We start from the raw sequence: 12690 nt of genomic DNA, 5'->3' as shown, positions 1-12690 counted from the left end.
CATCAGGCCCCACAATGCCGGATGGCGGCATTAACACCTTATCCGGCCTACAAGCTCCCGGCGAGTGGAACAGCGTTATCAGAAGCCGACGACCTTGTGAAGAATATCAATATACACCGGCATCAGCGGATGGCGAACCAGCACCACCAGCGCAATAACCCCCACGCCAGATGCCATCGGCGCCAGCCATAACAGACGGGTGCGCGGTAAAAACGCCGCGAGTCGATCGGTCGCCGCTTTGCCGCTGCGCCACCATCGCCAGCACAGCCAACCGCCAATCCATAATAACAATGCGGTCGCCAGCAATAGCCATTTGAAGCTGCCGCTTTGTTGATCGGCGGGGATATCAATGGCGGCGCCAGCCAGAATGCCCGGCAGGAAATAAAACGGCGGCCACAGCAAACAGCCAATCAAGTTCGGCACAATAAATTTCGCCACGGGAAGATCCAGCATCCCTGCCACCATCGGTACCAGCGGCCGCGTTGGCCCGACAAAACGTCCGACCAGGATCGTGAACATACTGTGCTGATGCAGCGCGTGTTCGGTTTTATCCAGCAGCGACTTGTTCTTTTTCATAAAAGACCAGCGGTGTAGCGGCTTTTTAAAGCGCCACCCCAGCCAGAACGAAATCCAGTCGCCCATCAGACAGCCGATAATGCCCACCAGCCAGGCATGCCAAAAATTGAGCTCGCCGCTGCCGATAAGCGCCCCCAGCCCCGCCATCAGCACCGTGCCGGGTAAAATCAACCCCACCAGCGCCAGCGATTCCAGGAAGGCAACCAGCAACACGGCGATAAGCGAATACAGAGTGGATTGGGTGATAAAGTGTTCCAGCAGTGCTTGCATAGTGTGTCCGTCAGCGTGATGAAGCAGGGATTCTGCTTACCCCGCCCCTCTTCGTCAAGCCGTCAATTATCTGAATAGTTACGACTTATGACACCTTTGTGGACACATCATTCACTTTTTATTCACATCCGGCCCTGAACTCGCTAGGACTTGCCCCGGTGCATTTTTTAAATACCCGCGAAAAATAGAGCTGGTCGTCAAATCCAACATTGCGCCCGACGGTCGCTATCGGCATTCGCGTGGTACTAAGCAGGAGTTTTGCCTGACTGATACGCTGATCTTCGCGCCAGCTCAATACGCTAATGCCTAACTGCTGACGGAACAGATGCGACAACCGGGAGGGCGACAGGCAGACATGTTGGGCGACGCTGGCGATATCGAAATGGCTGTCCGCCAGATGGTCGCTGATATACTGGCAGGCATCGCGCACACGGCTATCCATCGGCGGATGCAACGACTCATTAATTACCGCCATACGTCTGAGCAGCAACTGTTCCAGCAAATTGATCGCCAGTAGCTCAGAATAGCGACCTTCCTCTTGCCCGGCGCTGATGATCTGCCCGAACAGTTCGCTGAAATGCGGCTGGCGCGCCTCGTCCGGGCGGAAAAACCCTGTCTGGGCAAAGATTGTCGGCCAGGCAAGCCACTCCTGCCAGTAGGCGCGAGGCCGGAAGTAAACCCACTGGTGATACCACTCGCTGGCGTCCGGATGACGTCCATAGTGATGAATCTCGCCTGGCGGAAACAATAGTATATCGCCAGGCCGACAGACAAACTTCTCGCCATTATTATTAATGACGCCCTCTCCGCGGATGGTCAGGTTAAGAATATATCCCTTCATGCCCAGCGGACGATCGATAAAAAAATCCAGATATCCATTCGCTTCAATCGGCGTCAGCCCGGCGACCAGATGGGCATTAAATGAATATCCCGGCAATAGCGGATCATTTTGCGTTTCAGCCATTATTTCTCTACCCCCCGATGTTCAAAGAAGAAACAAATTGTCCATATTGACCAGGACGACAGAGCTTACGTCTCCGCAAGACCTTGTGCTTGATGAAAGCACGCATCAACCCCGCTTGTGAAGAGCGCTTTGTAACAAAAGCGTACAGTGCAGGCGATAAAATTAAGTAACAGAAGTGTCTATAACTATGGCTGGAATGTCCACATTGAATATTTGCACAGCGTCACACTTTGCAAAGCATTAGCATTTTTGTCCATAAGATTAGCGGTTCCTGCCTGACGGTTTTTGCCGCGACTCTCTACTGTTTCTCCATACCTGTTTTTCTGGATGGAGTAAGACGATGGCAATTGCAATTGGCCTCGATTTTGGCAGTGATTCAGCGCGCGCTCTGGCAGTGGACTGCGCCACCGGCGACGAGATCGCCACCAGCGTAGAGTGGTATCCGCGCTGGCAAGAAGGCCGTTATTGCGACGGCCCGAACAACCAGTTCCGTCATCATCCGCGCGACTACATAGAATCAATGGAGGCCGCGCTGAAAGCCGTTGTGGCACAATTAAGCGCCGCGCAACGCGCCAATGTCGTTGGCATTGGCGTTGACAGTACCGGCTCTACGCCAGCGCCAATTGACGCCGACGGTAACGTCCTGGCGCTGCGTCCGGAGTTCGCCGAGAACCCAAATGCGATGTTTGTGCTGTGGAAAGATCACACCGCGGTGGAAGAGGCCGACGAAATCACCCGTCTGTGCCATAGGCCAGGTAAGGTCAACTACTCCCGCTATATTGGCGGTATTTACTCCAGCGAATGGTTCTGGGCGAAGATTCTGCACGTCACCCGTCAGGATAGCGCCGTCGCGCAGGCCGCCGTGTCGTGGGTTGAACTGTGTGACTGGGTGCCAGCGTTACTTTCCGGCACCACTCGTCCGCAGGATATCCGCCGTGGTCGCTGTAGCGCCGGGCACAAATCACTGTGGCATGGAAGCTGGGGCGGTCTGCCGCCCGTGAGCTTCTTTGATGAGCTCGATCCATGTATTAACCGTCATCTGCACTACCCGTTATTTAGCGAAACCTTCACCGCCGATCTGCCTGTGGGCAATCTGTGCGCTGAATGGGCACAGCGCCTCAGCCTGCCGGAAAGCGTGGTGATTTCCGGCGGCGCGTTCGACTGTCATATGGGCGCGGTCGGCGCAGGCGCGCAACCCAATGCGCTGGTGAAAGTGATAGGCACCTCAACCTGCGACATTCTGATTGCGGATAAACAGAGCGTCGGGGATCGCGCCGTGAAAGGGATTTGCGGTCAGGTTGACGGCAGCGTGGTGCCAAACTTTATCGGTCTGGAAGCGGGCCAGTCCGCTTTCGGCGATATCTACGCCTGGTTTGGTCGCGTACTCAGTTGGCCGCTGGCACAGCTTGCCGCGCAGCATCCGGAACTAAAAGATCAGATTAACGCCAGCCAAAAGCAACTACTGCCTGCCCTGACCGACGCGTGGGCGAAAAATCCGTCGCTGGACCACCTGCCGGTTGTACTGGACTGGTTTAACGGTCGCCGCACGCCAAACGCTAATCAGCGTCTGAAAGGCGTGATTACCGATCTCAATCTCGCCACCGACGCTCCAGCGCTGTTTGGTGGTCTGATCGCCGCGACCGCCTTCGGCGCGCGCGCCATTCAGGAGTGTTTTACCGATCAGGGTATCGCGGTCAATAACGTGATGGCGCTTGGCGGCATCGCCCGTAAAAATCAGGTCATTATGCAGGTCTGCTGCGACGTACTGAATCGTCCGTTGCAGATCGTCGCTTCCGACCAGTGCTGCGCATTAGGCGCCGCTATCTTTGCCGCCGTCGCCGCGAAAGTACATGCCGATATTCCCACCGCCCAGCAAAGCATGGCGAGCGCGGTAGAACGCACTCTGCACCCCCGCCCTGAACAGGCGCAACGCTTCGAGCAGCTTTACCGCCGTTACCAACAGTGGGCGCTAAGCGCAGAACAACATTATCTTCCGACTGCCGCGCCGGCGCCAACCACCCCGGCGAATCAGGCAATCCTGACTCATTAAGGACACAACAATGACGATTTTTGATAATTATGAAGTATGGTTTGTGATTGGCAGCCAGCATTTGTATGGAGCAGAGACCTTGCGTCAGGTCACTCAACATGCCGGGCATGTGGTAAACGCGCTGAATACCGAAGCCAAACTGCCATGTAAACTGGTATTAAAACCGCTGGGCACCTCGCCGGATGAGATTACCGCCATTTGTCGTGACGCCAATTATGACGATCGCTGCGCGGGGCTGGTGGTCTGGCTGCACACCTTCTCCCCGGCCAAAATGTGGATCAACGGGCTGAGTATCCTTAACAAACCGCTGCTGCAATTCCATACCCAATTTAACGCCGCCCTGCCGTGGGACAGCATCGATATGGACTTTATGAACCTGAACCAGACCGCGCACGGCGGCCGCGAGTTCGGTTTTATCGGCGCGCGGATGCGCCAGCAGCACGCGGTCGTCACCGGTCACTGGCAGGACAAAGAGGCCCATACGCGTATCGGCGCCTGGATGCGCCAGGCGGTCTCTAAACAGGATACCCGTCAGCTAAAAGTCTGCCGTTTCGGCGACAATATGCGTGAAGTCGCGGTGACTGACGGTGATAAAGTAGCCGCGCAAATCAAATTTGGCTTTTCGGTCAATACCTGGGCGGTCGGCGATCTGGTACAGGTGGTGAATTCCATCAGCGACGGCGATATCAACGCTCTGATTGACGAGTACGAAAGCAGCTATACCCTGACGCCCGCCACCCAGCTCCACGGCGATAAACGCCAGAACGTGCGGGAAGCGGCGCGTATTGAACTCGGTATGAAGCGTTTCCTGGAACAGGGCGGCTTCCACGCATTCACCACTACCTTTGAAGATTTACACGGTCTGAAACAGCTTCCGGGTCTGGCCGTACAGCGTCTGATGCAGCAGGGCTACGGCTTTGCGGGCGAAGGCGACTGGAAAACCGCCGCTCTGCTTCGCATTATGAAAGTGATGTCAACTGGTCTGCAGGGCGGCACCTCATTTATGGAGGATTACACCTACCACTTCGAGAAAGGCAACGATCTGGTGCTCGGCGCGCACATGCTGGAGGTGTGTCCGTCCATCGCGGTAGTAGAGAAACCGATCCTCGACGTCCAGCACCTCGGCATTGGCGGCAAGGAAGATCCGGCACGTCTGATTTTCAATACCCAAACCGGCCCGGCGATCGTCGCCAGCCTGATCGACCTCGGCGATCGTTATCGCCTGCTGGTCAACTGCATCGATACCGTGAAAACGCCGCACGATCTGCCGAAACTGCCGGTGGCTAACGCGCTGTGGAAGGCGCAGCCGGATCTGCCGACCGCCTCCGAAGCGTGGATTCTGGCTGGCGGCGCGCACCATACCGTCTTCAGCCACGCGCTGGATCTGAACGATATGCGCCAGTTCGCAGAAATACACGATATCGAAATCGCGGTGATTGATAACGATACTCGCCTGCCTGGCTTTAAAGACGCGCTGCGCTGGAACGAAGTGTATTACGGCTTAAAACGTTAGTGACGTTGTTGCCGGATGGCGCTGCGCTTATCCGGCACACAGAAATTCGTAGACCGGATAAGGCGTTTATGCCGCCATCCGGCACACAGGAGTCAACATGCCAGAAGATCTCAAACGCCAGGTACTGGAAGCCAACCTGGCACTGCCAAAACACAACCTGGTCACCCTCACCTGGGGTAACGTCAGCGCCGTCGATCGCGAACGCGGCGTATTGGTGATTAAGCCGTCCGGCGTCGATTATAGCGTCATGACCGCTGACGATATGGTAGTGGTCAGCCTGGAGACCGGTGAAGTCGTTGAGGGTAATAAGAAACCTTCGTCCGATACGCCAACCCACCGTCTGTTGTACCAGTCATTTCCGACTATCGGCGGCATTGTGCACACCCATTCGCGCCACGCGACTATCTGGGCGCAGGCGGGTCAGTCGATTCCGGCGACGGGCACCACCCACGCCGACTATTTCTACGGTACGATTCCCTGCACCCGCAAAATGACTGACGCGGAAATTAATGGCGAGTATGAGTGGGAAACGGGCAATATCATTGTCGAAGCCTTTGAAAAACACGGCATTGACGCCGCTCAAATGCCCGGCGTGCTTGTCCATTCACACGGCCCGTTTGCCTGGGGTAAAAATGCCGAGGATGCAGTGCATAACGCCATCGTGCTGGAAGAAGTGGCCTATATGGGGATCTTCTGCCGCCAGCTTGCACCGCAGTTACCCGACATGCAGCAATCCCTTCTGGATAAACATTATTTACGCAAACACGGCGCAAAAGCCTATTACGGGCAGTAATGTCCCTAAAGACGCGTTCCATTTGGGGCGCGTTGATGAATCTGGTCGGTGATATATTCAGCAAATGCGCTTTGATAGACGTAATTATCAGAGCTCACATATTCAATAATATTATCATAATGTCCCTGCAACACTTTTCCTTCCAGCGCATGGAAGAAAATATAATCCTCGATTGTTGACCGCCAGCGTTGCCCATTTAGCAGATAGTTAATAATGGTATCCCGATGTCCGTTTTTTCTGTCGTGTCCTTGCCAGTGAAAAAAAGCATTGCCGTTTTCAATAATTTCGGTACGCCAAATCTGATCTGTCCATGTTTTATACTCAAAAAATCGACTCACGGTTTTTATGGAAGGGTTGGCGCGTTGAGTATTGACGAAAAGATAGTGGTCGTTCCCCACCAGACATGCCTGCATATTCACATTCATAAAAGATAATTCCCGAGTACCACAAATTTTGATGAAAACATCCGCACCTGGAAGTGAAAATAAAGTCATATTCTAAAATAAAAAGTAAATTATGCAGAGAGTTCCCGACAAATTCGCACTTTAATCCATTTTTATTTAACCATAGCGGTCAATTGAAATATTATATTTCAACCTGGCAGCGAGGATACTTCAAATAAAACTCTTACATTTTTCATTAATTAACACAAACAAAAACATCGCTTTTTTGTTAATCCGAGAAATAAGTAACATATTCGAACAAGCACTATTCTGAAAAACACTAAATATCTGAAAACAGACTTGACACAAAACAGTCAACCTATAGATAAAAACTGTAAATAAGCATGATTCAAAATTAGCAGTTATAGAATAATGACATCTACTGTATACACCAGCATCATCGTATTGATAAACATACGCCAGCAAAAATATCTGACGCCAGTAGTCCTTTTACCGTTAAAATATTCATTACACCCATCACGGGGAACGAATTCATTCATGAAATACCAGGACATCATCAACGCAGCGATCGTTCTTCCACGAATACCGACTTTTACGTTATATGCCTGTACAAAATAACAGTGTTTCACCCTAAACCAGGTTATAATGAGCGTGAATTTTTTAGACAGGTAATCAGCGTGGCGCAGGCAGGTTTCATTTTAACCCGGCACTGGCGGGATACGCCGCAAGGGACTGAAGTCTCTTTCTGGCTGGCGACAGACAACGGCCCTTTGCAGGCGACTCTGGCGCCGCAGGAGTCCGTGGCGTTTATTCCGACCAGCCAGACCTCTCGCGCCGCCTCGCTGCTACAGGCGGAAAAAGACTATCGCCTGACGCCGCTCCAGTTGCGAGACTTTCATCGCCAGCCGGTATCCGGCCTGTATTGCCGCACTCATCGCCAGCTTATGCGGATGGAGAAACTGCTGCGCGAAAACGGCGTCACCGTTTATGAAGCGGATGTACGGCCGCCGGAACGTTACCTGATGGAACGCTTTATTACTTCGCCCGTTTGGGTGGACGGCGAGATGCGCAACGGCGTTGTCCGCAATGCGCGTCTTAAACCCCATCCCGACTATCGACCGCCGCTAAAATGGGTCTCGCTGGATATCGAAACCACGCGACACGGCGAACTGTATTGCATTGGTCTGGAAGGCTGCGGTCAGCGTATTGTTTATATGCTTGGTCCGGCGAATGGCGATGACCGCCAACTGGACTTCGAGCTTGTGTATGTCGCCAGCCGCCCGCAGTTGCTGGAAAAACTCAACGCCTGGTTTGCCGAACATGATCCTGACGTCATCATCGGCTGGAACGTTGTGCAGTTCGACCTGCGTATGCTGCAAAAACATGCCGAACGCTACCGCACCCCTTTACGGCTGGGACGAGACAATAGCGAACTGGAGTGGCGCGAACATGGCTTTAAAAACGGCGTTTTTTTCGCCCAGGCCAGAGGGCGAGTCATTATCGATGGTATTGACGCGCTTAAATCCGCGTTCTGGAATTTTTCGTCTTTTTCGCTGGAAGCCGTCTCGCAGGAACTGCTCGGAGAAGGTAAATCCATTGATCATCCCTGGGATCGTATGGATGAGATCGATCGTCGCTTTGCCCAGGATAAACCCGCCCTCGCCACCTACAACCTGAAAGACTGCGAGCTGGTCACGCGAATTTTCCATAAAACCGAAATCATGCCGTTTTTGCTGGAGCGCGCGACGATCAACGGCCTGCCGGTCGATCGCCACGGCGGTTCGGTCGCCGCATTCGGGCATCTTTATTTTCCGCGAATGCACCGCGCCGGCTATGTCGCGCCCAATCTCGGCGAAGTGCCGCCGCTGGCAAGCCCCGGCGGTTACGTGATGGATTCACAACCCGGATTATACGATTCGGTACTGGTGCTGGATTATAAAAGCCTGTACCCGTCAATTATCCGCACGTTTTTGATTGATCCGGTCGGGCTGGTCGAAGGCATGGCGCAGCCGAATCCGGAACACAGTACCGAAGGTTTCCTTGACGCCTGGTTTTCACGAGAAAAACACTGCCTGCCGGAAATTGTTAGCCAAATCTGGCACGGGCGCGATGAAGCCAAACGTCAGGGCAATAAACCGCTCTCGCAGGCGCTTAAAATCATTATGAATGCCTTTTATGGCGTACTCGGCACCACGGCCTGCCGCTTTTTCGATCCCCGTCTGGCGTCGTCAATCACCATGCGCGGCCATGCGATTATGCGCCAGACCAAAGCGCTGATTGAGGCGCAGGGTTATGACGTGATTTATGGCGATACCGATTCGACTTTCGTCTGGCTTCGGCGCGCGCATTCAGAAGCAGACGCAGCGAAAATCGGGCATATGCTGGTGCGTCACGTGAATGAATGGTGGGCACAAACGTTACAACAGCAAAATTTGACCAGCGCGCTGGAACTGGAGTTTGAAACCCACTTTTGCCGTTTTCTGATGCCGACCATCCGCGGCGCGGATACTGGCAGTAAAAAACGCTACGCGGGCCTGATTCAGGAAGGCGACAGCCAGCGCATGGTATTTAAAGGTCTGGAAACGGTGCGGACCGACTGGACGCCGCTGGCGCAGCGCTTTCAGCAGGAGCTGTATCTGCGCGTTTTTCGCAATGAACCTTATCAGGACTATGTGCGCGAGACTATCGATAAACTGATGGCGGGCGAACTGGACGCGCAACTGGTTTATCGTAAGCGTCTACGCCGCCCTTTACATGAGTACCAGCGTAACGTCCCGCCGCACGTACGCGCCGCCCGGCTGGCGGATGAACAAAACCTGAAGCGGGGGCGTCCGGCGCAGTATCAGAATCGCGGCGCCATAAAATATGTCTGGACCGTTAATGGCCCCGAGCCTGTGGATTACCAGCAGTCGCCGCTGGATTACGAACACTATCTTACCCGCCAGCTACAACCCGTGGCGGAAGGAATTCTTCCCTTCATTGAGGATAATTTTGCTACACTACTGACCGGACAACTGGGGCTATTTTGACGCGTGACGAAAGCGCCGCCTTCCAGTACCATAGCGCCCTTTCCATTCCTGGACCTAATTAACGCCACTACCACATTAGCCTGGTAGCGGGGTCGTATACTTGCAATTATCCAGCGCTATCGCCTGGGTATGACGAGTAATGCCTGCAATCAAAGATATAGAGCCTAACAAAATATGCCTTTTACACTTGGTCAACGCTGGATCAGCGATACAGAAAGCGAACTGGGACTTGGAACCGTTGTTGCGATGGATGCGCGAACCGTCACCTTACTTTTCCCATCCACAGGGGAAAACCGTCTGTATGCGCGCAGTGATTCTCCCGTGACCCGCGTCATGTTCAACCCTGGCGATACGATTACAAGCCATGAAGGCTGGCAGCTACATATTGATGAAGTAAAAGAAGAAAATGGCCTGCTTGCCTATGTCGGCACCCGACTGGATACCGAAGAGACCAATGTGACGTTGCGCGAAGTTCTGCTCGACAGCAAGTTGGTTTTCAGTAAGCCCCAGGATCGTCTGTTCGCCGGTCAAATCGATCGAATGGATCGGTTCGCGCTGCGCTATCGCGCCCGTAAATTTCAGAGCGAGCAGTACCGTATGCCGTACAGTGGCCTGCGCGGCCAGCGGACCAATCTGATCCCGCATCAGCTTAATATCGCTCATGATGTTGGTCGTCGCCACGCGCCGCGCGTACTGCTGGCGGACGAAGTGGGCTTAGGGAAAACCATTGAAGCCGGGATGATTCTGCATCAACAGTTGTTATCAGGCGCAGCGGAACGCGTATTGATCATCGTTCCGGAAACCCTGCAACACCAGTGGCTGGTAGAAATGCTGCGCCGTTTCAACCTGCGCTTCGCGCTGTTTGATGACGAACGCTATACCGAAGCGCAGCACGACGCGTATAACCCGTTTGAAACCGAACAACTGGTGATCTGCTCGCTGGATTTCGCCCGCCGTAATAAGCAGCGTCTGGAACATTTGTGCGACGCCGAGTGGGATTTACTGGTGGTCGACGAAGCGCACCATCTGGTGTGGAGCATCGATGCGCCGAGCCGTGAATATATGGCCATCGAACAGTTAGCCGAACGCGTGCCGGGCGTGCTGCTGCTGACCGCCACGCCGGAACAACTGGGGATGGAAAGCCATTTCGCCCGTCTGCGCCTGCTCGATCCGAACCGTTTCCACGATTTCGAACAGTTTGTCGAAGAACAGAAAAACTACCGCCCTGTCGCCGATGCGGTGGCCATGCTGCTGGCAGGCAATAAGCTCAGCAACAACGAACTGAACAGGCTGGGCGATCTGATCGGCGAACAGGATATCGAACCGCTGTTGCAGGCGGCTAATAGCGATCGCGACGACGCGCAGGCCGCCCGTCAGGAGCTGGTGTCGATGCTGATGGATCGCCACGGCACCAGCCGCGTTCTGTTCCGCAACACCCGTAACGGCGTCAAGGGGTTCCCGAAACGTGAACTGCATACGGTAAAACTGCCGTTGCCGACCCAGTATCAGACTGCCATTAAGGTCTCCGGCATTATGGGCGCGCGTAAAAGCGCGGAAGATCGCGCCCGCGATATGCTCTATCCGGAACAAATTTATCAGGAGTTCGAAGGCGATACCGGCACCTGGTGGAACTTCGACCCGCGCGTTGAGTGGCTGATGGGCTATCTGACCAGCCATCGTTCGCAAAAAGTGCTGGTGATCTGCGCCAAGGCGACCACCGCGTTACAACTGGAGCAGGTGCTGCGCGAACGCGAAGGCATCCGCGCCGCCGTGTTCCATGAGGGCATGTCGATTATCGAACGCGACCGTGCCGCCGCCTGGTTCGCCGAAGAAGATACCGGCGCGCAGGTGCTGTTATGTTCCGAAATCGGCTCCGAAGGACGTAACTTCCAGTTTGCCAGCAATCTGGTGATGTTCGACTTGCCGTTTAACCCGGATCTGCTGGAACAGCGTATTGGTCGTCTGGATCGTATCGGCCAGGCGCATGATATCCAGATTCACGTCCCGTACCTGGAAAAAACCGCCCAGTCGGTGCTGGTTCGCTGGTATCACGAAGGGCTGGACGCCTTTGAGCACACCTGCCCGACCGGTCGCGCTATTTATGATTCAGCCTACGCCAGTCTGATTAACTATCTGGGGGCGCCTGAAGAAACCGACGGGTTTGACGATCTGATCAAGTCCTGCCGCGAGCAACATGAAGCGCTAAAAGCCCAGTTAGAACAGGGGCGCGACCGCCTGCTGGAGATCCACTCCAACGGCGGAGAAAAAGCCCAACAGCTTGCACAAAGCATTGAAGAACAGGACGACGACACCAGCCTGATCGCGTTCGCCATGAACCTGTTCGATATCGTCGGCATTAACCAGGACGATCGCGGCGACAACCTGATCGTGCTAACGCCGTCCGACCACATGCTGGTACCGGATTTCCCCGGTCTGCCGGAAGACGGCTGTACTATCACGTTTGAACGTGACGTAGCCCTGTCTCGCGAAGATGCGCAGTTTATTACCTGGGAACATCCGCTCATCCGTAACGGGCTGGATCTGATCCTCTCCGGCGACACCGGCAGTAGCACCATTTCGCTGTTGAAGAATAAAGCGCTGCCGGTCGGCACGCTGCTGGTCGAACTGATTTACGTCGTGGAAGCGCAAGCGCCGAAACAGCTACAACTGAACCGCTTCCTGCCGCCGACGCCGGTACGTATGCTGTTAGATAAAAACGGTAACAACCTGGCCGCCCAGGTCGAGTTTGAAACCTTCAACCGTCAGCTAAGCGCCGTTAATCGCCACACCGGCAGCAAACTGGTTAACGCCGTTCAACAGGACGTCCACGCCATTTTGCAACTGGGCGAGACTCAGATTGAAAAGTCCGCCAGAGCGCTGATTGATAACGCGCGTCGCGAGGCGGATGAAAAACTGTCCGGGGAACTGTCGCGCCTGGAAGCGTTGCGCGCCGTCAACCCGAACATTCGCGACGACGAACTTGCCGCTATCGACAGTAACCGTCAACAGGTGCTGGAAAGCCTGAATCAGGCAGGTTGGCGTCTGGACGCGCTGCGTCTTATCGTCGTCACGCACCAATAACGGAGCCGTA

The 12690-nt window shown here is 54.4% G+C and carries 8 protein-coding genes and 1 pseudogene; 6 read left to right on the top strand and 3 right to left on the bottom strand.

Annotated elements, in window-relative coordinates; all coding sequences use genetic code 11:
* Nucleotides 1-78: 78 nt before the first annotated feature.
* Together ACE15A_RS04575 and araC are read right to left on the bottom strand one after the other, a co-directional pair.
* Nucleotides 79-846, bottom strand: coding sequence for a DedA family protein (locus ACE15A_RS04575; RefSeq protein WP_023245691.1), 768 nt, complete (start codon nt 844-846; stop codon nt 79-81).
* Between the two features lie 118 nt (nt 847-964).
* Nucleotides 965-1810, bottom strand: coding sequence for an arabinose operon transcriptional regulator AraC (gene araC, locus ACE15A_RS04570; RefSeq protein WP_023245690.1), 846 nt, complete (start codon nt 1808-1810; stop codon nt 965-967).
* Nucleotides 1811-2150: 340 nt separating this feature from the next.
* On the opposite strand from araC, the gene araB reads away from it, so the two are divergent.
* From araB to araD, 4 genes and pseudogenes are all read left to right on the top strand, one after another.
* Entirely contained in the window at nt 2151-3860 is a 1710-nt protein-coding gene (gene araB / locus ACE15A_RS04565; RefSeq protein ID WP_053508836.1) for a ribulokinase, read from the top strand.
* A 10-nt stretch (nt 3861-3870) separates the two neighbouring features.
* Nucleotides 3871-5373: an L-arabinose isomerase gene (gene araA / locus ACE15A_RS04560; protein WP_023245688.1), complete on the top strand. Its 1503-nt coding sequence runs from the start codon at nt 3871-3873 to the stop codon at nt 5371-5373.
* A 5-nt stretch (nt 5374-5378) separates the two neighbouring features.
* A pseudogene (locus ACE15A_RS04555) lies at nt 5379-5456 on the top strand (hypothetical protein); the annotation flags it as partial.
* 14 nt (nt 5457-5470) lie between these two features.
* A complete protein-coding gene (gene araD / locus ACE15A_RS04550) occupies nt 5471-6166 on the top strand; it encodes an L-ribulose-5-phosphate 4-epimerase (protein ID WP_053508838.1) in 696 nt (231 codons plus the stop codon).
* 5 nt (nt 6167-6171) lie between these two features.
* Here the strand turns inward: araD and ACE15A_RS04545 are convergent, their stop codons facing one another.
* Nucleotides 6172-6591, bottom strand: a complete 420-nt coding sequence (locus ACE15A_RS04545; protein ID WP_053508840.1) for a DUF4751 family protein — start codon at nt 6589-6591, stop codon at nt 6172-6174.
* 656 nt (nt 6592-7247) lie between these two features.
* Here ACE15A_RS04545 and polB point away from each other — a divergent pair.
* Complete coding sequence (polB, locus tag ACE15A_RS04540; RefSeq protein WP_053508842.1) at nt 7248-9599, top strand: DNA polymerase II; 2352 nt, start codon at nt 7248-7250, stop codon at nt 9597-9599.
* 174 nt (nt 9600-9773) lie between these two features.
* Nucleotides 9774-12680, top strand: a complete 2907-nt coding sequence (gene rapA, locus ACE15A_RS04535) for an RNA polymerase-associated protein RapA (RefSeq protein WP_063390115.1) — start codon at nt 9774-9776, stop codon at nt 12678-12680.
* Nucleotides 12681-12690: the final 10 nt, after the last annotated feature.

It is taken from the genome of Salmonella sp. HY31 (genome assembly GCF_042604575.1).
Taxonomy (GTDB): domain Bacteria; phylum Pseudomonadota; class Gammaproteobacteria; order Enterobacterales; family Enterobacteriaceae; genus Salmonella; species Salmonella diarizonae.
The sequence above is the reverse complement of the archived record's forward strand: the minus strand, read 5'-3'. Positions and strand labels throughout refer to the sequence as shown.

Coding starts and splice junctions, on each gene's coding strand:
- ACE15A_RS04575 (WP_023245691.1), bottom strand. CDS start 846: ATGCAAGCACTGCTGGAACACTTTATCACCCAATCCACTCTGTATTCG.
- araC (WP_023245690.1), bottom strand. CDS start 1,810: ATGGCTGAAACGCAAAATGATCCGCTATTGCCGGGATATTCATTTAAT.
- araB (WP_053508836.1), top strand. CDS start 2,151: ATGGCAATTGCAATTGGCCTCGATTTTGGCAGTGATTCAGCGCGCGCT.
- araA (WP_023245688.1), top strand. CDS start 3,871: ATGACGATTTTTGATAATTATGAAGTATGGTTTGTGATTGGCAGCCAG.
- araD (WP_053508838.1), top strand. CDS start 5,471: ATGCCAGAAGATCTCAAACGCCAGGTACTGGAAGCCAACCTGGCACTG.
- ACE15A_RS04545 (WP_053508840.1), bottom strand. CDS start 6,591: ATGAATGTGAATATGCAGGCATGTCTGGTGGGGAACGACCACTATCTT.
- rapA (WP_063390115.1), top strand. CDS start 9,774: ATGCCTTTTACACTTGGTCAACGCTGGATCAGCGATACAGAAAGCGAA.